Genomic DNA, 24,383 nt, shown 5'->3' with positions numbered 1-24,383 from the left:
GGAATATATCATTTATGTCTGCCTCCCATATCTCCGTTTTTTCTTTTTCTGTTTTTTTCGAAGCTGTTGCTGATTCTCTATATAGGATTCCGATTCCGGCGAAAAAATTGAAAACAGGCTGCTGATGGCGGATTCAATATGCCCGGCCTGATTGTTAGCCGGTGAGAACGGTTCAGCCGGAGGCGTGAACGGTTCTTTTTCTCCCACCTGTTTTGTGTGTCCCTCAACTGACGGGGACTCTCTAAACAGGTCATTGAATACATTGGCGGAAAACTCTTTGCCCAGCCTGGAGCCGTTCAGCACACAACGGCTTTGATGGTCAATAAAAGTTACCCCGGTAATCCGCCCTGTATTGTTTCGCCGGAGATAAAGGTCAATATCCTTTTCCTGTAACTTTTGGCGCAGTTCCGTTTCACTTCCGGTTTCTCGCATTATTCCCGCAATCAACGGGCGCAGGCGTTCGCGGTATCCCTTTTCTTTTATCTGAATGGCGGATTTCTCCATCCGCTCTTCAAGGGCAGCGAACCCGACTGTTTTCCCGAAAGCAGATGATTTGATTGTTGTACCGGCTTTGTTTCCTTCAACGCCCAGTGCGGAATAGAGCAATCCCCGGTAAGGCTTTCCGCTTCGCGTTCCCTGCACTTCTTCCACACCAACTTTGTAGAGGGATAATAGGGCCCGGTATTCTCCCATTGTCTGGAACCGGTACATTGCAACTGCCGGTTTAATAACCGAACCGATTTGCTTTTTCAAATCACCTTTCTTTACATCGATGGGCTTAAACTGCCATTGTTCCAACTGTTTTTGTTCTTTGGCTTGGTGCAGTCCGTATTTCTTTTCCAGCTTTTCAGTTGCAGCCACACTCCTCAAATTGCGTTTGCTGTCTTTGATTTTTTTGCCCTCGCTGTCCACCTGTAACGATACAATGTGTATATGTTCTCGTTCAATGTCAGAGTGTTTGAAGATAAGGTACGGCTGTGCGCCGTAACCCATCTGTTGCAGATACTCCCGCCCGATGTCTGCCAGTTGTTCATCCGTTAACCTGTCGTTCGGGTGCGGGTTAAGCGATATATGGATAACCGGTTTTTCCGTCCGGTAATGCGATGGCAACCAGCGGTTAAAGGCTTCGGTACACGCCACCACACTAAACCGGCCATCCTCTGGTTCCGGGATGATATTCGAGCCGAGTACCTTTCCCAGCCCTTCGTTTACCTTCTCCTGGTTGTAGGCAAGTACGCCGTAAATGTCTTTTCCGGTGCTTATTTTGGCAATCATAGCGGGTTATTTCTGTAAATATTTTTCCTCAAACTCTTTTGTCAGGGCGATGATTTGCTGCCCGGTTACTGCCAGTTCGGTAGTCAGTTTCTCCAGTTTAAAGAGCAATGCCAACGCTTTTTTATGCGAAAAGTTGCTGTGCAGTTCTTTTACAACTTGGTTGTAATTGGTTCCCACCCCACGGAATTGTGCATAAAAAGTGGTCAGTTTTGCCACGTATTCGAGCGCCGCACGGTCGGTTTTAACCACACGGAATGGCTGGTCAAATACCCTCGCTTTGATAAAAACGGCTTTTGCTTTTACCCCCGATTGTTCAAATAATGTAAGAAAACGGGCATATTCACGGGCGTTAAAGCGTACCATAACGCACTCTGTAACGGGGTCGCTTTTGGCAGGGCGTCCCCCTTTTCGCCTTCGGCGGTTTGTATTTTCCTGTTTCATCTGTCGGATATTTTAGTGTTTCAAAATCCGGTACCATAACACAGTCATTATTACTGTCCTTATTAAAATGCAGCGACTTCGGAGCCTGCTTTTCTCCCCTTGCGGGCAAGCGGTTTTGGGTTACGTGAAATGAAATGAGTAACTCAAAACACAGCTTGCTATTTGCCACATTGCAAATAAATCTGTCCGCCATCCGGACAGATAAATTGACGGGCTGCAAAAATGATGGATGACAGGCTGACCTGTTAACGGTATCGACCCGGAGGCAAAGTTACCGGTCATTATAATCATCTGTACAACATGCAATTGTGCCGAAAGTTACCACTTCGGAGCCAGAAGCTGCCACTTTCCTAAGCGCCTGTTAAAGCGGGGTTTTATTGGCTTTTATTTGCACAGAAAATAAGGTGAACAGGCAGGTAGACAAAGCCATAATCAAGGTCGGATTTGAGTGTCTGTTATCACAAATAAACAGGTAAAAAGATGGAAGCAAGTTTAATCAGACAAACAAATATAGGCCGGCACATGATAAAATGTGAAAATTGAAAAATACAAATGTTTGTGTATGCTTTTTATTTTTTAAGCTCTTGGGTATTTCCGTCTGACAGGAAGTGTTTGCCCGGAAACATAAACAGGGAAACAAACAGGCAGGATTATATGCAAGCAGGACTGATTCCCTGCAAATAAGGAAATAAACAGATGCAAAAGTAAATAGATGAGAGAATAAACAAATGTTTCAATAAAAGTACAGACAAATGAAAAAGAAACCGATTTATGTGGCTTTCTCCACCCAAAAGGGCGGGGCAGGCAAAACAACGCTGACCGTACTGGTCGCCAGTTATCTCCATTATCTCAGGGATTACAATGTAGCAGTAATAGACTGCGATTACCCGCAGCACTCGATTGTGGAGATGCGCGAACGGGATTTAAAGTTAGCACTGGAAGATGAGCGCTACAAAAGTATGGCTTACGAACAGTTTACCCGGATAGACAAAAAAGCCTATCCCGTAGTTGAGAGTAACACGCAGGAAGCGATTGCCGATGCAGAGTACCTGCTCCCGCAGGGTGATTATGATTTTATCTTCTTTGACCTGCCGGGAACGATGAACAACCAGCACCTGATCCATGCGCTGGCGGAAATGGACTACCTGATTGCCCCCATCAGCGCCGACCGGGTGGTACTGGAAAGCACCCTTAATTACCTGCTGGTGGTAAAAGAGCACATCATGCAGCCGGGCAAATCCAACATCAAAAATCTGTACCTGCTCTGGAACATGGTGGATGGTCGTGAAAAGTCGGAGCTGTACGAAGTTTATGAAACGGTGATCGGGGAATTGGGGTTCCAACTGTTCAAAACTTTCCTGCCCGACACGAAACGGTTCCGGCATGAACAATCCGTCAGCCACAAGGCCCTGTTCCGTTCCACACTGTTTCCCCCGGATAGGACGCTCCTGAAAGGGAGTAACCTCGGTATGCTTGCAGATGAATTTCTTAACCTGATTAAATAAAGTAAAGCATGGAAAAGAAAAATGAACATGAAAAACTGGATGCCTCTTTTATCATTAGCCAGGCCAAAAGCCGCAACCGTCCGATTACCCCTTATTCGCCGCCACCAGAAGAAGGGAAGGCCGATGAAGCAGAAAAGGCGGAACAACAGGCGGAGCAGGAAAACCCTTCCGATGCACCCCGGGACGAAACCCGCAGGCGCAAGGTCAGGGGGATGGACTATGAAGCCCTCTTTTTCAAAGAGGCGGCAGTTAAAACGAGAAATGGGAAAGTGGTCTATATCCGGAAGGAGTTCCATGACCGTATCCTGAAAATCGTCCGGGTGATCGGCGAAAACGAACTGTCCCTGTTCAGCTACCTGGACAATGTACTGGAGCACCATTTCATCATGTTCCAGGACGATATTACCCAGTTGTACCGGAAAAAGAATACCGATGTTTTTTAAACCCAATAAACACATAAAAATGAAAATAATAAGAATAAAAAAGGATGACCGGATAAATGACTATAAGAAAACCTTTATCCGTAAATGCGGAATTACCGCCCGAAAAGGCAGGATGATTTATATCCGTCCGGAGTTTCATGAAATGATTGGCAAAATAGCATATGTTATCGGGGACAACAAGCTTAGCCTGTCCGGGTATATTGACAATGTGCTGGCCCATCACTTTGAGACTTGGGGTAATGAGATTACCCGTTTGTACGACGAAAAGCACAAAGGAATAAACATCATTAAAAGTTCAGAATAATGATACCGGTAACCATCAAAACTCCATCAGCAGATGATAACTATTACATCTTATACCGTACTGGCGTTGCTGGTTGCTTTTACAGTTATCTACGCGCTCTGGACCATGTTCTTTTTCATCTCCGGGAACCGGCGTTTGCAGAAAGAAAACAGGGAGGTAATGCTTAAAAAGCAGGATGAAAAAAAGCGCAAAGGCGATATTATCGGCAAGAGCCATTTTGTCCTCAAAGAACGCATTCCGGCGCCACAAACTGCCAAAGAGCCTGAAGATGAAAAAGATAACAGGAAAGCAAATATATTTGTCCCGTCAGATGTACCCAAAGAACATTCCCGGGTAATTCCGGCGGATGAGCTGGACGAAGTTTTCGGCGATGTTCCTCCTGGCCAGGCCAACCCGCCGCTCGACATTGACTGCCCGATGCCGGAAGAACCGGAACAGGCGGATGAAGAGAACCAGGACGAGGAGGAAGAATACGAAGCCTTGCCGGTTTCGGGCCGCTTGCTGGCCGAGGGGATCAGTTTTGAACAAATGGGCGAAGCCTACCGCACCGTGGTACACAATCCAATTCTAACAGAGGAGAAAAAAGAAGAAACAGGACGTGTTCTTCTCAACCTGAAGCATACCGATATGTTTGAGGCGATGGTTTCAGGAGAGCCCCAAAGGGAGGACAGGGTCGGCGCATTGATCGATTCGTACCTGAAAGCTTTCTATCAGCGGAAAGCTGAACGGCCGGGAGAAGATAAGCCTCCCGCGAGCCCTGTTCCCAAAGGGTTTGACGTTCGAAAGTATGTTTAACACATTTAGTACAAAAAGATGAAGAAGCGCGATTACGGATAGGCAGGGTTTGATTACACCCGACCACTAAAATATCCGGAACAGACAAATATTTTATTCACCCGGTGCGGGGCTAATTACACCCTGCACCACAAACAAAGAAATCCGTATGACAACAAAGAAAATTCTGATGCAGGCAGCTTTAATACTGGCTGCTGTTTCAACCGCAATTGCACAAGGAAACGGCATTGGCGGTATTACTGATGCCACCGATATGGTCACCTCGTATTTCGACCCCGGAACCAAACTGATTTATGCCATTGGCGCCGTAGTAGGGCTTATCGGCGGGATCAAAGTTTACAACAAGTTCAGCTCAGGGGATCCGGATACCAGCAAAACTGCTGCTTCATGGTTCGGGGCATGTATATTCCTGATTGTTGCCGCCACCATCCTGCGCTCTTTCTTCCTTTAAGGGTCACAGACCCCTTTATGATTCACCAAAAGAGAATAAAAATGGAGTACAATATCAATAAAGGAATTGGCAAAAGCGTGGAATTTAAGGGCTTGAAATCCCAGTACCTGTTCATATTCGCTGCCGGGCTGCTTGCCGTGTTCGTGGTTTTTGTCATCCTCTACATGGCCGGGGTCAGCCAGTGGGTTTGCATCGCCTTCGGGGTGGTTGCTGCGTCGGTACTGGTATGGCTGACTTTCAACCTGAACAGCCGTTACGGGGAATTTGGCCTGATGAAACTGATGGCTAAAAAACAGCATCCCCGTTACCTGATTAACAGGAAAGTTCCCCGCAGCCTTTTCCAAAAAGTAAGAAAGGAGGTTGCAGCATGAGAAATACAATGAAAGCAACGACTATCGAAAGTAAGTTCCCGCTGCTGAGTGCAGAGCACGATTGTATAATCAGTAAAGATGCCGATATAACGGTCGCTTTCCGTGTGGGCCTGCCGGAACTGTTTACCGTAACCTCTCCCGAATATGAAGCCATCCATTCGGCCTGGGCAAAAGCGGTTAAGGTGCTGCCTGATTACAGTGTAGTACAAAAACAGGATTGGTTTGTCCGGGAAACTTACCACCCCAAAATGGATGACGGGGAAATGAGTTTCCTGTCCCGCAGTTATGAACGCCATTTTAACGAACGGCCATACCTGGATCACGTGTGTTTTCTTTACCTGACCAAAACGACCAAAGAGCGGATGCGAATGCAAAGCAATTTTTCATCCCTATGCCGGGGCAATATCATCCCCAAAGAAGTCAATAAAGACAGTACGGTAAGGTTCCTGGAAGCCGTCGGGCAGTTTGAGCGGATAATCAACGACAGTGGTCTGATAAGCCTTACCCGGCTTACATCCGATGAGATTGTCGGGACACCGGAAAATGCCGGGTTAATCGAAAAGTATTTTTCGCTTTCACTCGAAAACACCACCTGCCTGGAAGATATGGAACTGGGGGTGGAGGATCTTCGCATTGGCGATAAACACGTATGCCTGCATACCTTGTCCGATGTGGAAGATTTGCCCGGAAAGGTGGGGACGGATATGCGCTACGAAAAATTATCCACCGACCGGAGCGATTGCCTGCTGTCGTTTGCCGCTCCCGTTGGGCTTCTGCTGCCCTGTGACCATGTGTATAACCAATATTTGTTTCTGGATGACAGCGCGGAGAACCTGCGGAAGTTTGAAAAGAGCGCCAGGAACATGCAGTCGCTGTCACGCTACAGCCGGGGCAATGCCATAAACAGGGAATGGATTGACCTTTACCTGAACCAGGCCCATTCGCAGGGGCTGACATCTATCCGGGCGCACTTTAACGTAATGGCATGGAGTGAGGATGAGCAGGAACTAAAGGCTATCCGTAACGAAGTCGGCTCGCAGTTGGCGCTGATGGAGTGCAAGCCCCGCCATAATACTGTGGATGCAGCCACCCTCTACTGGGCGGCCATGCCAGGCAATGCGGGCGACTTTCCGGCAGAGGAATCGTTTTATACGTTCATCGAACAGGCGCTTTGTTTCTTTACCGAAGAAACCAATTACCGGTCGTCCCCGTCGCCTTTCGGCATCAGGATGTGCGACCGTGTGAGCGGTAAGCCAATCCACCTGGATATTTCCGATCTGCCCATGAAAAAAGGCATTATTACCAACCGGAATAAATTCGTGCTTGGGCCCAGCGGAAGCGGAAAGTCGTTCTTTATGAACCATCTTGTCAGGCAGTACTACGAACAGGGCACCCACGTTGTTCTTGTGGATACCGGTAACAGTTACCAGGGATTGTGTGAAATGATTCACCGAAAAACCAAGGGGGAAGACGGGGTTTATTTCACTTATACCGAAGAAAACCCGATTTCTTTTAACCCGTTTTATACCGACGACAATGTGTTTGATGTGGAAAAAAAAGACAGCATCAAAACCCTGCTGCTGACCCTGTGGAAAAGCGAGGACGATAAAGTGTCCAAAACCGAAAGCGGCGAACTGGGAAGTGCGGTATCGGCCTATATCCGCAGGATACAGGAAAACCGGAATATTACACCCTGCTTCAATACGTTCTACGAGTACGTGCGCGATGACTACCGCCGTGAACTGGAGGAAAGGGAAATCAAGGTAGGCAGGGACGATTTTAATATCGATAATATGCTGACCACCCTGAGACAGTATTACCGGGGCGGGCGGTTTGACTTCCTGCTGAACTCGGATAAGAATATCGACCTGCTCTCCAAGCGCTTTATTGTTTTCGAGATAGACGCCATTAAGGAAAACCGCGAGCTTTTTCCCGTGGTGACCATCATTATCATGGAGGCTTTTATCAATAAAATGAGACGGTTAAAAGGGGTCCGGAAACAACTGATCGTGGAAGAAGCGTGGAAAGCCCTTGCTTCTGCGAATATGGCTGAATACCTGCGCTATATGTACAAGACCGTGCGAAAATATTTTGGCGAGGCCATCGTGGTCACTCAGGAAGTGGACGATATCATCTCCAGCCCGGTGGTCAAGGAAAGTATCATCAATAATTCGGATTGCAAGATACTTTTGGACCAGCGCAAATACATGAACAAGTTTGACCAGATACAGGCTTTGCTCGGGCTGACGGAAAAGGAAAAGTCGCAGATACTCTCCATCAACATGGGCAATACGTCTGGTCGCCGGTACAAGGAGGTCTGGATCGGACTGGGGGGTGTTCAGAGCGCGGTCTATGCCACAGAAGTATCGGTTCCGGAGTACCTGACTTATACCACCGAAGAATCGGAGAAAATGGAAGTGATGCAGCTTGCCGGAAAACTGGGCGGTGACATTGAAGGGGCCATTAAGCAACTCGCTGAAAACAAACAGTAAAAAAAGGCAGGCCATGTACCCAAAAACTACCGGAAACAAACCGTTGGGAGCAAAAACAGGGTTTGCCCTGCGGGATATTACCGGCCTGTGGAAAAGCCGGGAAGGTGCGCCGGATATCCGGATTTACAGAAACAGCGAAAGGAAAAACGGCGGATTCTTTATGGAGTTTGCCTACAAAGGCGGCGATGTGTTCCGTCGCCCTGTCAGACAGTACCAGGGTATCCGGTATGTTAACCACTACGGTTTCATAAGCCTGTCCTATAATTCGGACAATGAAGTGTTACAGCTTTCCGCTTACGGAAAATATGACAAGGCGGAGGATTAGCACCTCACGGAAACTAATCCCCGCCCTTTTAACCCAAAGTATCATTAAACAAAAAATGAAAGAATATGAAACGAATATTTTTAATCTTATGTATGGCCCTGGCTGGTTTTTCCTATCAGGCCAAAGCACAGTGGGCTGTAATCGACCCGTCCAATCTTGTACAGAATATCCAGCAGGTGGTCAAATCCTCGTCCACCCTCACGAACATGGTGAAGAATGTGCAGCAGACAGTCAAAATTTATGAACAGGGCAAACAATACTACGACGGTGCGCCCGTATAGGTGATTTAGTAAATGTAGCATTGGCAAGCTATTAGGTATGTGTTCCAATGATTTACCTATCATCACCGGCTTATCTGCCCACGAAAGGACGGCAGGGAGTATAGCACGCCGGAAAGCCATAAGTCAATTAGTTATCAAATTGCAACTGAATGGGGAGATGAAACAGATAGATATGAGGATAAAATCCAAACTGATTAAATGATAGTCCAAGTGGTCATAGTACGGTCTATAGTGAAAGATAACTTAACTCGCTATATCGTAACACCTCTGATGCGAGCGTCGTGTAGCAGAGGCAGGAACTTGTTACGGCACAACTGCAATAAGCAGAAACGGGCGGAAGTCATATCCGACAATCTATCACAGCCATGTTATTATATCATAAACGGGGATTGCCTAAACCAGAAAGCCAGTTGTAAGGCTATGAGGTACCGACCTCTGAATATCTGGCAAGGTAACGGAGCTTCCGTAGTAGTCCGAGCAAGGGAAAGCCTTGTACATGGCGAAGGGAAGCAGCTAATAATTTTAATACGAGTAACGGAAAATGTGAGAGACATTATGAGAAATCCAGAGAATGTATTAAACAGTCTAACGGAACACAGTGAAAATTTGAACTACAAGTTTGAACGCCTGTACCGTATCTTATTCAACGAGGGAATGTATTATGTTGCCTATCAACGCATTTATGCGAAACCGGGTAATATGACAGCAGGTGCAGATGGAAAAACTATTGACCAAATGAGCCTGAGCCGAATTGAAAAGTTGATAAACTCATTGAAAGATGAAGGTTATCAGCCACAACCCTCAAAACGGGCGTACATCCCAAAGAAAAATGGGAAAATGCGTCCGTTAGGTGTACCAGCTTTTAATGATAAACTTTTGCAGGAAGTGGTCAGAATGATATTGGAAGCCATTTATGAAAGACAGTTTGAAAAAACGTCCCACGGCTTTCGACCTCAACGAAGTTGCCACACTGCTTTGACCGATGTTCAAAAGACATTTTCAGGTATAAAGTGGTTTGTAGAAGGCGATATAAAAGGTTTTTTCGATAACATCAATCATGAAATACTGATAGGTGTTCTGAAAGAACGTATCGCTGACGAAAGATTCATTCGCCTGATTAGGAAATTTCTGAATGCAGGATATATCGAAAACTGGAACTTTCATAACTCCTACAGCGGAACACCGCAAGGGGGAATTATCAGCCCTATCCTGGCAAACATATACCTTGATAGGTTAGATAAATTCATGAAAGAATACACCGGGAAGTTTGATAAGGGGAAAGTACGGAAAAGAACCAAACAGGCAGTATCGCTTGAAGGCAAACGACACCGTATTCTGAAACAATTGAAATTGGTAGAAGATGAAAATGAAAGGTCAGTGTTGATAAAGCAATACAAAGCTTATCAACAGGAAGGTCTGTTGTATTCTTATGGTGATGATATGGATATAAACTACAGAAGACTCAAATACGTGAGATATGCAGATGATTTTCTAATCGGGATTATTGGCAGTAAACAAGATGCTATTACAATTAAAGAGGATATTAAAAACTTCCTCAATGAGAAGCTGGCACTTGAACTGTCAGATGAGAAAACTCTCATTACCCATGCGGAAGATGCTGCAAAATTTCTCGGATATGAAATCAGTGTAAGCAAGTCCAATGATACCAAAAGAAATAAAAACGGAGTATTAAGACGTGTCCACAATAAGAGGGTACAATTAACTCTTGGAAAGGATTTATATAAGAAAAAGCTACTTGAATACCGTGTTTTAGAAATAAAACTCCATAACGGCAAGGAGTATTGGAAAGCAAAATCCCGTCCCAAACTTTCAAACAACACTGACTTTGAGATTCTTGACAGGTACAACAAGGAAATAAAGGGCATGTATAATTACTACTGCCTGGCTAACAATTGCAGCAGCCTGTCAAAATTCGGTTATATCATGAAGTATAGTATGTACAAAACTTTTGCACAGAAATATCGGACAACGATGTCGCAAATCAGAAAGAAGTACACCAAGAATGGACTTTTTTCAGTCAGATACTACTTGAAAAATGGTACAGCTAAAGATTTGACCTTTTACCATGGTGGGTTCAAAAAGAAAAATCCAATGAAAATTACGGATTTAGACAGCTTACCAAAATTCACATACTATGCTATAAATACAAGTCTTACAGACAGGTTGAAAGCAGAGAAATGTGAACTGTGCGGAGCAGTAGATAAGTTAGTGATGCATCATGTAAGGAAATTAAAGAACCTTCGGGGGAAAACTCCCTGTGAAAGACAGATGATGGCTCGCAAACGAAAGACTATTGCCATTTGCAGTAAGTGTAACAAAAAACTCAGCAACAATGATTAGACTGATATTATTAGTAGAGAGCCGTATACGCGGAGACGTGTACGTACGGTTCGGGGGCGAGTTTCCGAAAACCCACCGTAGTAATGCGGCAGGGCGTTGGATGCTTAGCCTACCCCTGAAATCAGTAAATAACCTGATTAAAGATGCCCGCAAGGTGAAAAGGACCATCGAAATGATTAGCGAGATCAGCGACATGTATATCAACGGTTTCAACAAGATGGTGGCCGATCCCAATTTCACGGTGGACGAGTTGGCCGCTATCTCCGCAGGCTATGCCAGGCTGATGGAAGAAGGAGGCGCATTGGTTACAGACCTCAAAAACATCGTATCCAGTAGTAACGGGCTTTCCATGTCGGACAAGGAGCGCATGGATGTGGTTGACCAAATTTATAACCGGATGCTGGAATACCGCAACCTGACCAGGTATTTCACGCAGAAAAGCATCTCCGTTTCGTTTATCCGCGCCAAGGCGAAAGCAGACACAGACAGGGTGCTTGCGCTCTATGGCAGTCCTTCGGAAAGATACTGGTAACAGGTAAAGCTTTTTAAATTATGGAATTTGATAACCTGCACCAGGTTCTAAGGAGCCTTTATGAAGATATGATGCCCCTTTGCGGTGACATGATTGGCGTGGCAAAAGGGCTGGCCGGACTGGGCGCTTTGTTTTATGTGGCATACCGCGTCTGGCAGGCCTTGGCAAGGGCTGAGCCTATCGACGTGTTCCCGCTGCTCCGCCCGTTTGCCATCGGTTTGTGCATCCTCTTTTTCCCAACTATTGTACTGGGGACCATCAATGCGGTAATGAGCCCGATTGTTAAAGGGACGCATTCGATTCTGGAAACCCAGACTTTCGATATGCAGGCCTACCAGCAGAAAAAGGACGAACTGGAATACCAGGCCCGTGTGCGGGAAGGAAAAGCCTGGCTGGTGGACGACAAGGCTTATGACCAGAAGCTGAAGGACCTGGGGATATGGGACACCCCCGAAATTATCGGGATGTGGAGCGAAAGGTTCTGGTACGACATTAAAACGTGGTTCCGGCAGGTGGTCAGGGATTTAATGGAACTGCTGTTCAATGCCTCGGCATTGATAATTGACACCATACGGACTTTCTTTTTGGTGGTGCTGTCGATATTGGGGCCAATTGCGTTTGCCTTTTCGGTTTACGACGGGTTTCAGGCAACGCTTACCCAGTGGCTTGCCCGCTACATCAGCGTTTATCTGTGGCTGCCGGTTTCAGACCTGTTCAGCTCAATATTGGCACGAATCCAGGTATTGATGCTGGAAGTCGATATCAAGCTGCTGGAAGACCCCAATTATATCCCTGACGGCTCGAACGGGATTTATATTGTCTTTATGCTCATTGGCATCATCGGGTACTTTACGGTTCCCACGGTGGCCAACTGGATTATCCAGTCGGGCGGTATGGGCAGTGCTAACCATACGATCAATAAAACCGCAGGAAAAGCCGGAAGCTATGCTGCTGGCATGGCCGGAGGCGCTGCCGGGAATATAGGCGGCCGTCTTGTCGGGAGGTAATTGTAACAACCAAAAAAACAATAAAATTATGGAGTTTAAAAGTTTGAAAAACATAGAGACCTCGTTCCGTCAAATCCGGTTTTTCGTCCTTGTGTTCATCTGCCTTTGTGCCGGGATAACCGTCTATTCGGTATGGAATGCCTTTAGTTTTGCCGAAGCGCAACGGCAGAAAATTTATGTGCTTGACCAGGGGAAATCCCTTATGCTGGCGCTCTCCCAGGATATGGAACAAAACCGGCCGGTGGAGGCGCGTGACCATGTGACCCGCTTCCATGAACTGTTTTTTACCCTTTCACCCGACCGGGGCGCCATTGAATCCAACATCACCCGCGCCCTGTTCCTTGCCGACCGTAGCGCCTACAACTATTACCAGGATATGCAGGAGAAAGGGTATTTCAACCGGGTTGTTTCGGGGAATATCCAGCAGGTTTTGCAGGTGGACAGCGTGGCGTGCAACTTTGCCAGTTACCCGTACACGGCTGTCACCTATGCCCGGCAGCGGATAATCCGGTCGAGCAATGTAACCGAACGTTCGCTGGTGACCCGCTGCAACCTGATAAACTCGGTTCGAAGTGATAACAATCCGCACGGGTTTACCATCGAGAAATTCGAAATCCTTGAAAACAAAGACATCCGGGTGTTGGACCGGTAAAGTATTATGGCAAAAAAACAAAAGAGATTCACTGCCATCGGAGAACGGACGGAAAATCGTCTCAGGCAGTGGTGTGGGAGAATTCCTCCCGGTAAAAGGATTGCTGCAATACTTACCCTTCTTTCCCTTTTTGCCGGACTTTCGCTTTACATCACCTTTTCATCCCTGCTTGGTTTCGGGAAAGATGAAAGGGAGAAGGAGAAGCTGAACTTCAAACATATTGAAGGGCTGCAACTGGAATTAAAGGACAAACGGAACAAACCGGACAGTTTAAAAACATCAAATGAATTTCATTATGAGAAACAAAGAGAATAATGACGGGGTAAAGCCGGTGGTGGAAGAAAAAAAACCGCTCTCACCCCAACAGTTACAAAAACGGAAGAAAATGGTGATTTTCCCGCTTTTTTTCCTGCTGTTTGCCATCAGTATGTGGCTCATCTTTGCACCACCTGCCGATAAAAAAGAAGAAAACAGGGATGTTTTTAATACCAATCTTCCCACTCCGAAGAAAAGCGGTATTATAGCCGACAAACGGGATGCTTACCGGCAGGAAGCCATCAGGGCCAAAGAGCAGGAAAAGATGCGCTCTTTGCAGGATTTTGCTTTTATGCTGGGCGATGAAACGCCGGAAGAAAAAACGTCACCCGGAAAAGCGGATCTTCAGGAGGTATCTGAACCTTCAGGGAACAGTGGCAAATCTTCACGCCTTAAAAACAGTTCATCGGGAAGAAGCCGGACCAGTGCGTTCCGCTCATCTGCCGGTCAGTACCAGGACATCAACCGGCAATTGGGCAGCTTCTACAAAGAACCTGCACCTGAAGCAAACGGGCAGGAACAGGCCGCTTTGGAAGAACGCATCGGGGAACTGGAACGGCAGCTTCAGGAAAAGAACGAAGCGGAGCAGCAACTGGCCCTGGTAGAAAAATCCTACGAGATTGCCGCCAAATATATGCCTGCTGATAAGACTACGGCAGAAACGGTAGCTACTCCCGTCTTAAGTACCACAGTAACGGAAAAGAAAGCCGCTTCCAGTCCGGTATCGCAGGTTTCCCGTAAGGTAGTTTCCCTTCTGGCCGCTCCCGTGCCCGATTCGGTGTTTCTGAAAGAATATGCCAAACCTCGGAACCTGGGGTTTCATACGGTTGCCGGCAGTGAGCAGGCGATGGAAAAGAACAGCATCGATGCCTGTATCAGTAAAACGGTTACGGTCACTGATGGGCAGGAAGTCCAGGTACGTTTGCTGGAGCCTGTACATGCTGGAAACCGGCTGATCCCTGAAAATACGCTTGTATCCGGTTCCGCCCGGATTTCGGGCGAACGGATGAACATTGAGATAACCCATATCCAGTATGCCGGGAATATCATCCCGGTTAAAATGGAGGTTTTCGACCTGGATGGCAATCCGGGCATTTCCGTACCGGGTTCGGAAGAACTCAATGCCGTAAAGGAAGTGGCTGCCAATATGGGCACCTCAATGGGGAGCAGTATTACCATCTCCGACAATGCCGGTTCGCAACTGCTGGCGGATCTGGGACGGGGCATTGTCCAGGGGGCTTCACAATATGCGGGCAAAAAGATGCGAACGGTCAGGGTTACGCTCAAAGCCGGGCACCGGGTATTGCTGCTCCCTTCCATGCAGTAAACAAGGCTTATTGCCACTAAAATATCCAAAACAAACAAGTTTCATTTTAAACAATCAGAAATATGAAGAAAATTATTTTGTTGTTGGCGTTCGCAGCAATACTATTTGCGGCCAACGCACAGGAAAAACCCACGACCGGGGATTATTTTAACGGGCTGACACGCCCGCTGACCTTCGATAGGATGATCCCGCCCTACGCGCTGGAAGTAACCTTTAGTAAAACGGTACACATTATTTTCCCATCGGCCATCCGATATGTGGATTTAGGCTCGTCCGACCTGCTGGCTGCCAAAGCCGATGGTGCAGAGAATGTACTGCGGGTTAAAGCTGCTGCCCGGGGCTTTTCAAGAGAAAGTAACCTTTCGGTCATAACCGAAGACGGGGCGTATTATTCTTTCAATGTAAAATATGCGGATGAACCGGTCAAACTATCGGTGGAAATGGCCGAATTTATCCACGACGGGGAAGCGGTTAACCGGCCCAATAACTCGCTGGATGTTTACCTGGAAGAACTGGGGCAGGAATCGCCGCTGCTGGTCAGGCTGATTATGAAATCGGTTTACAAAAACGATAAACGGGAAATCAAGCATATTGGTTCCAAACGTTTCGGCATCCAGCACACGTTGAAAGGGATTTATACCCACAACGGGTTACTGTATTTCCACCTCCAGTTGAAAAACTCGTCCAATGTCCCTTTTAATGTGGATTTTATTACGTTCAAAATTGTGGATAGAAAAGTAGCCAAACGCACCGCCATCCAGGAACAGGTGGTCTATCCGCTCCGGGCTTACAACAACGTTCAGGAAATCGGGGGCAAAACTACCGAACGGACTGTTTTTGCCCTGCATAAATTCACCATACCCGACGACAAGCACCTGCTGGTTGAACTGCACGAAAAACAGGGCGGTCGGCACCAGTCGTTTTTTGTGGAGAATGCTGATCTGGTCCGCGCCAAAGTGATTAACGAATTAAAAGTGAAATGAGGCAGACAGTAATTTTTTACGTTGGAAATTGAAAGTTACATAACTGACCGGGTTATATTGGTGCCGACGGAACGAGACAGAAATTCAAAATTAGGAAAGCGTTCATAAATTGGACGCTTTCCTTTATTTAATAATTTCGCTTTGGGAACGATTACCGTTACAACCGGAAGCGCTGTAAGCAGTTATCCTTTTGTTGCCGATCCTGTCCGTTTTAAAAAAGAGATCAATACCCAAACAGGCTGAATGAGTATAAAAAACATATGTATGGTCAAGCCTAATTCTATTGAAGGGTTTTATATTGTTCTTCCTTCATTACCCGTTTTTCAGCCTTTTCCTTTTTTTTCTTCTTCTTTTTGACTTTATCATCGGCCATGATTTCTTTTAGGGAACGGATGGTAACGGGTCTCTCCCGCTTAAAACGTTTGAAGTATATTTCTTCAATAAATTGTGGCAGTGGGGCTTTCCATGTTTCCTGCTTATGGTTGTCTATCTTGCCCAACTTATCAGGATTCAATCCTAACTCACGGGCCATCTGAACGTGTTTATCGGACAGCTTATGTTTCTTTTGGGCAATAACCCATTTTTCTATTTTTGCATTTACAGCCATATCATTGAATTACAATGCAAAGATACCTATTTGCCTGAAAGCAAGAAAGCAAATAGCTTATAAATGGCTTTTTGTTACTTTTTCTCCCGCTACAATTAACCGGCTCATGGAAAAAGTAACGGGCGGTTCGCCCGTCCTTATGGGGGTCTGTTCTTGCTGATTTGCCCCGTTTCCATTACTTCCCCGTTTTCAACCCGTTCAATCTCTCCATAACTAAATCCCATTAAAGGAATAGCTATGTGTGCGATATAGATTTGATATTCTTCGTCGGTTTCGTGATTTTTGCCTGTCAGGTTATTAAAAATGACAGGGACAGAGCAATTATCCTCACTGGTTAAAATTGCTACTGCGTTTCGCCTGATTTCCTGTTTCATGATTATTTGTTGTTTTGGCGTTCTTTTTCAGAAATATCCCAACTGTCCCGGTATTTGTCGTCTGTAATTTCCAGATAGTGGAGTGAGCCAAACCCGTCGGAAAGGCGGGCGAATGACCAGTTGCATTCATATAATTCATCACCCCACCGGTGTGGTTCATCGAATCGTACTTTTACATGTACTGCGTGTTGGTCTTTTGTGATTTCTTCAATCACACCGGTAACCATCATACCCGTAAAAATGCACTTGCAATGTTTTCCTTTTATGCTGTTGTTAACTTCTTCCGGTTTCATGTTTGTATTTCCTTATTGTGTTTTGGGGGATTTCTCCCCGTGGTTAATGGTTATGCTGATAATTTTTTTTGAATGAGGGGCATATTTTTTTCCACAAGCTTAATTATCCGGTTGTGGTACTTTGTATTCTCATTACATAGCCCTCTGCTCTGGAGTACCAGTAATTTTGCAAGGGAGAGCTCGACGGTCTCTAACCGCTCGTTATTGATACGGGCAGAAAGGATTAGCGAACCGGGTTTGAGGTGGTAATCATTGGTAAAAACACAGTGGTGCAACGCATCGCCTTCCTGTATGAATTCTTCCACGCTTTCAAGAACTTTCACCTGTACTAGTCCATCGGTAAAGCAGATACCGAAAAACCGGGATTTCATTTCCTGAAATTTTGCTTCATCATCCAATGCCCTCTTTCTTGCTTCTTCCCGGCGTTCCCGCTCCATATATTCCTTTTTTTTCTTAACGTATTTATCGTGTTCGGCTTTAAGGTCAGCCGGGCATACATATTTGGCGTTGTGCAGGTCTTTGCCAAAGAACCGGAGCAAATCCATGTAATCGCACCATAAGGAAGTATCCCCTGTGTTATAGCCGCTACGGATGCAAATACGGATGGATGCCCAGTAGTCCGCAATATTGCGGGAGGTATTGTAAGCGAAGAATTTCAATAGCCCTGTTTGCCCGGTTTTCAGCAGGGTTTCCGCTTTGTTCTCCGCCAATATGTATTGGAACAAGTCAAACGGTGTGAGACCGTAAAAACGTTTTTCATAGCCGCTTCGTTTGATCTCTTGGATTAACTTTTGGCACGGATAAACACAAGTCGGGATAACATTGTACAGCGGTTTTTCGGGACGAATCTCAAGCGAACTCTCCCAACACCATGTGTGGACAAAAAATCCCGTTGGCCTCAACCGGGCTATTGTTGCATATTTGCCGTCGGGGGCTATCCAGCGTTGCACTACTTCCGAATGAAAATATCGTGCTTTTCCCCCGACTTTGGCATAACATCCGATATAGAAGAACCTTAACACCTGGAACTCCCCGCAAGCCGTAACGATACAGAGGTACTGGTAATCGTCGAATACCCGTTGCCTTGTATCTTTAACAACCAGCTTTGTGTTGCATTGCGGGCAGGTGCAATGCTTTTTTTCTGCTTTATCAGTCCATGAATGCCCGCATTCCATGCAGGATATAACACCTGTTTTTATCCTGCGCCCGATATGTTCCATACAGTTCCTGTAGCCCCATTGAACCTGGGCTTCGGTAATGGGGGGCATTTTTTTGCTTAATGCCAAAACTTGTTTCTGGAATTTATTTTGTGGTTTCATAGGTCAAAAAGGCTTTTCTGGTTATTGACTTCGGTTTGCTTTGCACTTTTTTTGGGCTTCTTTAATTTAGCATAAGCTTCGTCCTGTACCCGCTGTATAGCATCTTTGCGTGCCTGCTGTTTTTCTTCTTCGGTCAGTTCAACCACATGGTTGACCACCACATGGCAGTTAACCGGGTTGCCTGTTCCGATGTTGTCCTCATCATAATAGTGTACCGCCATTGAATAGATTTCTTCGTCAGCAAACCCATTACAGCCACTTTTCTGCACCGTATTCAGGATGTAGGTAATGCAATCGTCCAGGTTCTTTTCAGGTTTGCAGTATTGGAGCGAGAACAATGCATCGCCCTCCACCCGTTGGTCTAAATAAGCCTTTATGGTGTTTTTGAAATGATCTGATGCTTTCATGTTTTGTGGAATTGTGGGGCAGGTATACTGCCCCGTGTGAAACATTTGTATTAATCCAATCCGAAATAACAGGCCAAATGCTGCTCTTTTGATCTGGGAAATATCCATCCTGCGATTTTCTCCCCATTAAAGGTCAGATGGCTGTTAAACCGTCCGCCCATCGCTTTGAGTTCTTCCCTGATTGGTTTGGTATTTCCGAAAACTGCGACCGCTTTGGATGAATATTCGACCATTGTGCAATTTGTTTTGTCTTCTGCTTTGGGGTTGTTGGGCGGTGTTCCGTTTGGCTGATTAATGCGTATATTATCTTCGTTTCCTGCGGTATAAGAAAATTCTTCTATCGTGCGGTTCCGGTCATATACGGGTACTTTTTCAATGATCCACCCGTGATATTTGCTTTCGCCCAAATAGTACCCTGCACCCATCGAATACTTTTCCCTGTGTTCGTAATCCTCGTTGTATTCTGCTAAGCAGGTGGTTTCTTCAAAGTTGGATGCGTGTTTACGCATTTCGGAAAAGATGTCCCTTTTGTGCGTGGAAAAGCCTAAAATGACGGTGCGCTGTGTACTGCTTGCAAAGTAGTCGGTTTGCATGTCGCTTTCGTCCCGTTTTAGCCGTGCCACGATGACCGCCTGTGTGTTTTCGGGCAATATTTCTGCAAAGCGTTTGTGACCGGCTTCTTTTACTTCTTCAACCCTTGCCCGTTCTTTTTCAGCTTCGTCCGCTTTTGTTTTTGCTTTATGCTGCGCTTCCTGAAGGAGTATAGCGACCTCAAAAGCGTCCATAAATTCGGGGTTAACATCATCGTAATACCTGCCGATGCCGAATTTTTTGGATAGCGGGTTTATTATGTCGGTACGGTCCATGTCCTTGGTGACGGTGTTGATAAGATGGTACATATAACCCCTGTTTTCAATGTGTTCCACTTTGTAAACCACATACCGGGATTCATTCATGGCATAGCCATAACCGATTACAATTTGATTTTCTTTTACCACCTGTACTTCCGTATCTGTGGTCGTTTTTCCGAATAGTGAATAATACTTTGCCATAATTTTAACTGTTAAAAGATTAATGAAACCAGCAAAGCCAGGATAATTAAGAGAACGGCCAGAGAGAAAAGGCAGGAAAACAGTTGTTTGATGACAGCCCAACCAAGGTATAAGCCCAGCAGTACCCAAATGAACTCCGTTCCCCATACACAAAAACCCAAAACCACCAAAGCGATTTTTACTACCGATTTTATGTTGATTGGAAGGTAGGCAGATCGTTGTTTCCTATTTTTTTCAGTGCTTCTCATAATTTCTGACTTTTTTTTTATGCCGTATCGGAGCCGGTGAGGAGTGACCGTGTTTCAGGGGCATGGGAAAGTAGTGTTTAGCCGTTGTCAAATTTTTTGCGGACAAATACGCTCGCCCGAAGGGAAAGAGGAAGATTTTTCGTAAAACCGTCAGGCTTGAATTTGCGGCGGCGTAAAGAACACGGAAATACTTTCGCACCTGAACGCGGTTGCTCAAAACCGCTTTCCGCATACACCGCTAAACGGGAAGAAATTATACCGGGAGAAGCATCGAAAAAACTAAACTGTAGATAACCTGCGATTTCAAAAGTAAATCGCAAATAAACTCCAAGGACTATAATGCCTCAAGTGGCCATTACTGTGCCAAGGACTGCCAGTAATATGCTGTATGGTAAATAGTTGAAAACTATTTAGCTACATTTAGCTTCATAAAAGAGGAAACAATAATAAATTAAAATATGGAAATTATTAGTCTTGATATCCGGGTTTTCGATTCGCTGGTCAGGCGGGTGGAAACATTGGCAAAAAAAGCTGAAATGTTGGATCGGAAAGACAGGGATATGTCCCTTTCCGACTGGCTGGACAATGAGGACGTGTGCCGGATACTGGGTGTAACCAAGCGTACGCTGCAAAACTACCGCAACAGCGGTATCCTGCCGTATTACCAAATGAGGTATAAGGTTCTTTACAGGCCTGAAGATGTGGAAAAGTTATTGGAGTCTTCGCATAAAACCAACGGCCATGAAAAATAACCTGTTGAATAATTCCGATCCGCGGGTGGCAGAACTGTTTAAGCAGTTGGAACGGATTAAAGGTACGTTTGAGCGGTTGGAAAAGGATAACCGTCAAAGGTTCGGTAACGAACGCTTTTTGAATGACAGGGAATTGTCGGGAAAACTGAAGCTAAGCCGCCGGGCATTGCAGGACTACCGTGCGGCAGGTATTTTCCCGTATTACCTGATAAACGGTAAGGTTTTATACAAGGAAAGTGAAATTGAAGAAGTTATCAACGCGGCCCGGAAAAGCAGCCCGGAGATTGAAGACCTGGTATAAAAGATAAAGCAACCCATTTGGTTGCTTTTCTTTTATCGGATAAGCGTTTAATTGAGTATCGGGCCATTCTGTGTCAATTTCCATAGCACAGTCACATGTACGGTACGGCTTATCACCCACGCCCGGAACACTTCCGCTTTTTCGGAACGGATGCGGAAAGCGAGGGCAACTATCATTTCAAAGTTGTATGATTCGGCAATAGTCCCATTTGCGGATTTATTCTGTCTTACCACATTTTCCCGTTGTAATAGTCCTGATTTATAAATTGAACGGATATTACTCCCTACTGTTGAAACAAATACACCAAACAGGTCGGCAATTTGATGTTTTGTAAACCACACCGTTTCACCCGAAGGGCATACAAATACCCCGTTACTTTTTATTTCTATTTTTTCTCTTTTCATAATTGCGCCCTGTTTTAAATGGGTTTACAGTGTTGTCATTCAACCTGAAATTATCGGTGTTTCTGATTCCCACCGGCATCAATTCATCTTCATAAAGCGAATATTTATCGCCGATATTGCCGGAGAGGGCTTTCATATCCTCGTTTACTTTCGTATCCGTGATACGCGCATAAATCTGTGTGGTGGTTATCGAACTGTGACCCATCATCCGGCTGACGGTTTCGATGGCAACACCCTGCGACAGGGTAATATGCGTCCCGAAGTTATGACGCGCCATGTGGAAGGTAACTTTCTCTATATCACACATCTTCTCAATTTTACGAAAGTGCTGGCACATAACAGCCAGCGTTTTTACATTGAAAATTTTGTCGTTTGTCCGTTCCGAACGGTATTTTTCAATGATTTGGCGGGGTATCTCCAGCAGGCGGATATTACACTCGGTTTTTGTCTTTTGCCGGTTGATCTTAATCCATAAGCTCCCGTCGGCCCCGGGTTTTAGGTGTTTTTCCGAGAGGTTGAACAAATCGGCGTAAGCCAGGCCGGTGAAGGTCGAAAAGATAAACATATCCCTTGTGTGGCGAAGGCTTTTGCTGTTAATATGCACATTCATCAACCGGTCCAAATCACCGGCTTTCAGGTGGCGGCATTTGCGTTCGGGCTGTTCCGGGATAAAGGTGACAAACGGATCGCGTTTGAGCGTTCCCTGGCTTACCCCACGGCGGACGATCTTTTTCAGGTTGATCAGATGCCCGGATATCGTGTGCTGGGCCATCAGCCTGTCCTGCTTTAAAAACAGGTCGAAGGCATCGATAAAGGTCAGACTAAGGCTGCGGAGTGTTACGTCTTCGGTATTGTATTTTTCCCGCAGGAATATTTCCAGTAATTCGTATGTGCGTGCATAATGGTCAAGTGTCGCCTTCACCCTGTCCACGCCAACCCGCTTTTGAAATTCTTCATTGTGTTCCTGAAAAAGTTTCATCAGGGTTATTTGTTTCCTGCCGATACCTTTCAAGGCGTTTTTTACCAATTCCGCTGTAACGAAGCCGAGGGACGCCCGTAATTCCCGGTAATGGGCGGTTATTTCCCCGGTCAGTTTGTCGATGGCACGGTTAACGGTAACCGCATTTTTACTTTTGCCGGCAGCCCGTCCGGCTTTACCATCCCATCCGTATGGGTCAACGGCTATCTTCGTGCCTATCTGCGCCACGCTTGTGTCAATGGTTACCCGGCACAAGAGCTGGCACATACCGTCTTTTTTGGTCTTAGTCCGGTTGATGTAAAACATCACGGCGAACGTGCTGCGGTGTTTACTGCGTCCTTTCAATATTTTTTTCGTTTCCATCATCCTTATTGCGTTAATTGGTATTTATCGCTTATCCGTTCCTGCAGCTTGCCCATGTCCTCGCTGATCTTATCGTTGGTGATTTTCGCATAGATGCGGGTGGAGCGCAGGTCGCTGTGCCCCAGCATCCGGCTCACCGTTTCAATAGGGACCCCCTGAGAAAGCGTGATTTCGCTTGCGTAGGTGTGCCTGCCCATGTGGAAGATAAGCCGTCTTTTTATCCCGCATATTTGGCCGATTTTCTTCAGGTTAACGTTTAGTTTGCCACAACTGAGCATGAGCAGCAGTTTCCCTTCGGGGGCCAGGCCCCGGTACTTTTTGATGATCCGCAACGGAAAATCCAACAAGGGGATTTCGCAGGGCGTTCCTGTTTTTTGCCGGGTAGTTTTAATCCATATCACCCCGTCGCCTGCTTTGTACAAATCTTTTTCCGAAAGATTGCACATATCCCGGTAGGCAAGCCCGGTAAAACAGGAAAACAGGAACATATCCCGTGTCAGGTAGCGGTTGGGATGGTCCAAGGGAGTGTTCATGATCTTATCCAATTCGGCACGGGTAAGGTATTTTTGTTGCGGTTTGGGACGTTCCGTAGCATAGTTGATAAAAGGATCGCTGGTTGTGATGCCTTCGCAAACCGCGTACTTTATCATTTTCCGCATCCGGGTAACGATTCCCAGGATCGTGTTCGGTTTTAACTGTAATTCCACACGCAGGTAAAAGTCGTAACTGTGGATGAAAGCATCATCCAATGCGGAAAACGGGACGTCCGAAACTTTATATTTATGTTTCAGAAAGTTTTTAAGATGACGCAGGGCGTTTTCATATTCAAAGCTCGTGTGGGAAGTGCGGTTTACCCCAACCCGTTTTGCGAAATTCGTGTTATGCTTTTCAAAATACTTCACCAGCGTTTCCTGTTCGGAAGCAATGCCTAAAAAAGCATTTTTCACCTGTTCCGCCGTTGCTTTTTCTTTGACGGCAACAATCTCCTGGTAATGGTAACTGACGGATAGGCGTATTTTGTCCAGTTGCCCGTTGATTTCAACAGCCTGTCTGCTTTTTCCTTTACAACGTCCGAAAGGGGTATCCCAAAGGGACAATGGTGCGTTCATCTTGGCGCTGAACTGCACCATTGTTTTGCCGATGGTAAGACGTCCCATAACGGGACATGTCCCATCGGGTTTTTCCTCATTCTTTTTGAGGTAGAATGATAATTTGACTGCTTGTTTCATAACCCTGTCTTTAATTTTTAAAATTAACTGTTACAGAGTCATTTGTAGTTATGTAAAATGCAGCGTATCAGCACATAAGGTACCGGTTAGTGCTTGTTTTTCAACCTTCTGCCGATGACCGTTAAAGATTGTCGATCTTTGGCTTAAGAAAGGTTGATTGACTGCTTTATTTCAAGCTTTCCGGCGTTCTTTTTA

Annotated in this window: 30 protein-coding genes; 18 read left to right on the top strand and 12 right to left on the bottom strand. The window is 45.8% G+C overall.

The window, feature by feature from the left end:
* Positions 1-12: 12 nt before the first annotated feature.
* Entirely contained in the window at positions 13-1,275 is a 1,263-nt protein-coding gene (gene mobB, locus AC6H3C_RS00940) for a conjugal transfer protein MobB (RefSeq protein ID WP_497518651.1), read from the bottom strand.
* A 6-nt stretch (positions 1,276-1,281) separates the two neighbouring features.
* Positions 1,282-1,716 (bottom strand): conjugal transfer protein MobA, encoded by a 435-nt coding sequence (gene mobA, locus AC6H3C_RS00935; RefSeq protein WP_497518650.1) that lies wholly within the window; start codon positions 1,714-1,716, stop codon positions 1,282-1,284.
* A gap of 752 nt (positions 1,717-2,468) precedes the next feature.
* Between mobA and AC6H3C_RS00930 the strand changes: the two genes are divergently transcribed.
* The 16 genes from AC6H3C_RS00930 to traN all read left to right on the top strand — a co-directional run bounded on the left by AC6H3C_RS00930 (position 2,469) and on the right by traN (position 15,860).
* The gene (locus AC6H3C_RS00930; RefSeq protein ID WP_497518648.1) at positions 2,469-3,221 is read left to right on the top strand and encodes a ParA family protein; all 753 of its coding nucleotides are present in this window, start codon (positions 2,469-2,471) and stop codon (positions 3,219-3,221) included.
* Between the two features lie 8 nt (positions 3,222-3,229).
* Positions 3,230-3,664, top strand: a complete 435-nt coding sequence (locus tag AC6H3C_RS00925) for a DUF3408 domain-containing protein (protein ID WP_497518646.1) — start codon at positions 3,230-3,232, stop codon at positions 3,662-3,664.
* Positions 3,665-3,683: 19 nt separating this feature from the next.
* A complete protein-coding gene (locus AC6H3C_RS00920) occupies positions 3,684-3,968 on the top strand; it encodes a DUF3408 domain-containing protein (RefSeq protein WP_497518645.1) in 285 nt (94 codons plus the stop codon).
* Positions 3,969-4,001: 33 nt separating this feature from the next.
* A complete protein-coding gene (locus AC6H3C_RS00915; protein ID WP_497518644.1) occupies positions 4,002-4,763 on the top strand; it encodes a hypothetical protein in 762 nt (253 codons plus the stop codon).
* A gap of 148 nt (positions 4,764-4,911) precedes the next feature.
* Positions 4,912-5,214, top strand: a complete 303-nt coding sequence (locus AC6H3C_RS00910) for a DUF4134 domain-containing protein (RefSeq protein WP_497518643.1) — start codon at positions 4,912-4,914, stop codon at positions 5,212-5,214.
* A 41-nt stretch (positions 5,215-5,255) separates the two neighbouring features.
* Positions 5,256-5,585, top strand: coding sequence for a DUF4133 domain-containing protein (locus AC6H3C_RS00905; RefSeq protein WP_497518642.1), 330 nt, complete (start codon positions 5,256-5,258; stop codon positions 5,583-5,585).
* Entirely contained in the window at positions 5,582-8,077 is a 2,496-nt protein-coding gene (locus AC6H3C_RS00900; protein WP_497518641.1) for a TraG family conjugative transposon ATPase, read from the top strand. Before AC6H3C_RS00905 ends, AC6H3C_RS00900 begins: the two co-directional genes overlap by 4 nt.
* A gap of 13 nt (positions 8,078-8,090) precedes the next feature.
* Positions 8,091-8,402, top strand: a complete 312-nt coding sequence (locus tag AC6H3C_RS00895) for a hypothetical protein (protein ID WP_497518640.1) — start codon at positions 8,091-8,093, stop codon at positions 8,400-8,402.
* A gap of 65 nt (positions 8,403-8,467) precedes the next feature.
* On the top strand, positions 8,468-8,683 hold the full coding sequence (locus tag AC6H3C_RS00890; protein WP_497518639.1) for a DUF4141 domain-containing protein: 216 nt from the start codon (positions 8,468-8,470) through the stop codon (positions 8,681-8,683).
* A gap of 555 nt (positions 8,684-9,238) precedes the next feature.
* Positions 9,239-11,044: a reverse transcriptase/maturase family protein gene (locus AC6H3C_RS00885; protein WP_497518637.1), complete on the top strand. Its 1,806-nt coding sequence runs from the start codon at positions 9,239-9,241 to the stop codon at positions 11,042-11,044.
* A complete protein-coding gene (locus AC6H3C_RS00880; protein ID WP_497518636.1) occupies positions 11,037-11,576 on the top strand; it encodes a hypothetical protein in 540 nt (179 codons plus the stop codon). The genes AC6H3C_RS00885 and AC6H3C_RS00880 overlap by 8 nt, the downstream gene beginning before the upstream one ends.
* Positions 11,577-11,596: 20 nt before the next feature.
* Positions 11,597-12,583, top strand: coding sequence for a conjugative transposon protein TraJ (gene traJ / locus AC6H3C_RS00875; RefSeq protein ID WP_497518634.1), 987 nt, complete (start codon positions 11,597-11,599; stop codon positions 12,581-12,583).
* A gap of 28 nt (positions 12,584-12,611) precedes the next feature.
* On the top strand, positions 12,612-13,235 hold the full coding sequence (traK, locus tag AC6H3C_RS00870) for a conjugative transposon protein TraK (protein ID WP_497518633.1): 624 nt from the start codon (positions 12,612-12,614) through the stop codon (positions 13,233-13,235).
* Positions 13,236-13,241: 6 nt separating this feature from the next.
* Positions 13,242-13,550 carry a TraL conjugative transposon family protein gene (locus tag AC6H3C_RS00865; protein WP_497518631.1) on the top strand — a complete coding sequence of 103 codons (309 nt, stop codon included), beginning with the start codon at positions 13,242-13,244 and terminating at the stop codon, positions 13,548-13,550.
* Positions 13,531-14,877 (top strand): conjugative transposon protein TraM, encoded by a 1,347-nt coding sequence (gene traM / locus AC6H3C_RS00860; RefSeq protein ID WP_497518630.1) that lies wholly within the window; start codon positions 13,531-13,533, stop codon positions 14,875-14,877. The genes AC6H3C_RS00865 and traM overlap by 20 nt, the downstream gene beginning before the upstream one ends.
* A 62-nt stretch (positions 14,878-14,939) precedes the next feature.
* On the top strand, positions 14,940-15,860 hold the full coding sequence (gene traN, locus AC6H3C_RS00855) for a conjugative transposon protein TraN (RefSeq protein ID WP_497518629.1): 921 nt from the start codon (positions 14,940-14,942) through the stop codon (positions 15,858-15,860).
* Between the two features lie 280 nt (positions 15,861-16,140).
* On the opposite strand, the gene AC6H3C_RS00850 is transcribed toward traN, so the two are convergent.
* From AC6H3C_RS00850 to AC6H3C_RS00820, 7 genes are all read right to left on the bottom strand, one after another.
* Entirely contained in the window at positions 16,141-16,467 is a 327-nt protein-coding gene (locus tag AC6H3C_RS00850) for a hypothetical protein (RefSeq protein ID WP_497518627.1), read from the bottom strand.
* 137 nt (positions 16,468-16,604) lie between these two features.
* Positions 16,605-16,841: a DUF7688 family protein gene (locus AC6H3C_RS00845; RefSeq protein WP_497518626.1), complete on the bottom strand. Its 237-nt coding sequence runs from the start codon at positions 16,839-16,841 to the stop codon at positions 16,605-16,607.
* Between the two features lie 2 nt (positions 16,842-16,843).
* Positions 16,844-17,134: a DUF7258 domain-containing protein gene (locus tag AC6H3C_RS00840; protein WP_497518625.1), complete on the bottom strand. Its 291-nt coding sequence runs from the start codon at positions 17,132-17,134 to the stop codon at positions 16,844-16,846.
* 50 nt (positions 17,135-17,184) lie between these two features.
* On the bottom strand, positions 17,185-18,453 hold the full coding sequence (locus AC6H3C_RS00835; RefSeq protein ID WP_497518623.1) for a PcfJ domain-containing protein: 1,269 nt from the start codon (positions 18,451-18,453) through the stop codon (positions 17,185-17,187).
* Entirely contained in the window at positions 18,450-18,860 is a 411-nt protein-coding gene (locus AC6H3C_RS00830; protein WP_497518621.1) for a PcfK-like family protein, read from the bottom strand. The genes AC6H3C_RS00835 and AC6H3C_RS00830 overlap by 4 nt, the downstream gene beginning before the upstream one ends.
* 50 nt (positions 18,861-18,910) lie before the next feature.
* A complete protein-coding gene (locus AC6H3C_RS00825) occupies positions 18,911-19,912 on the bottom strand; it encodes a hypothetical protein (RefSeq protein WP_497518620.1) in 1,002 nt (333 codons plus the stop codon).
* Between the two features lie 11 nt (positions 19,913-19,923).
* Entirely contained in the window at positions 19,924-20,160 is a 237-nt protein-coding gene (locus tag AC6H3C_RS00820; protein ID WP_497518619.1) for a hypothetical protein, read from the bottom strand.
* A gap of 458 nt (positions 20,161-20,618) precedes the next feature.
* Here AC6H3C_RS00820 and AC6H3C_RS00815 point away from each other — a divergent pair, with 458 nt between their 5' ends.
* Together AC6H3C_RS00815 and AC6H3C_RS00810 are read left to right on the top strand one after the other, a co-directional pair.
* A complete protein-coding gene (locus AC6H3C_RS00815) occupies positions 20,619-20,912 on the top strand; it encodes a helix-turn-helix domain-containing protein (protein WP_497518618.1) in 294 nt (97 codons plus the stop codon).
* Positions 20,902-21,213, top strand: coding sequence for a helix-turn-helix transcriptional regulator (locus AC6H3C_RS00810; protein WP_497518617.1), 312 nt, complete (start codon positions 20,902-20,904; stop codon positions 21,211-21,213). The genes AC6H3C_RS00815 and AC6H3C_RS00810 overlap by 11 nt, the downstream gene beginning before the upstream one ends.
* 47 nt (positions 21,214-21,260) lie before the next feature.
* On the opposite strand, the gene AC6H3C_RS00805 is transcribed toward AC6H3C_RS00810, so the two are convergent.
* From AC6H3C_RS00805 to AC6H3C_RS00795, 3 genes are read right to left on the bottom strand one after another with little or no spacing between them, the layout of a single operon-like run.
* Entirely contained in the window at positions 21,261-21,617 is a 357-nt protein-coding gene (locus AC6H3C_RS00805; RefSeq protein ID WP_497518615.1) for a virulence RhuM family protein, read from the bottom strand.
* Positions 21,586-22,962, bottom strand: a complete 1,377-nt coding sequence (locus AC6H3C_RS00800) for a site-specific integrase (protein ID WP_497518614.1) — start codon at positions 22,960-22,962, stop codon at positions 21,586-21,588. Before AC6H3C_RS00800 ends, AC6H3C_RS00805 begins: the two co-directional genes overlap by 32 nt.
* Positions 22,963-22,964: 2 nt before the next feature.
* Positions 22,965-24,188: a site-specific integrase gene (locus AC6H3C_RS00795; protein WP_497518613.1), complete on the bottom strand. Its 1,224-nt coding sequence runs from the start codon at positions 24,186-24,188 to the stop codon at positions 22,965-22,967.
* Positions 24,189-24,383 lie beyond the last annotated feature (195 nt).

The organism is Gaoshiqia sp. US2 (genome assembly GCF_059705485.1).
The sequence above is the reverse complement of the archived record's forward strand: the minus strand, read 5'-3'. Positions and strand labels throughout refer to the sequence as shown.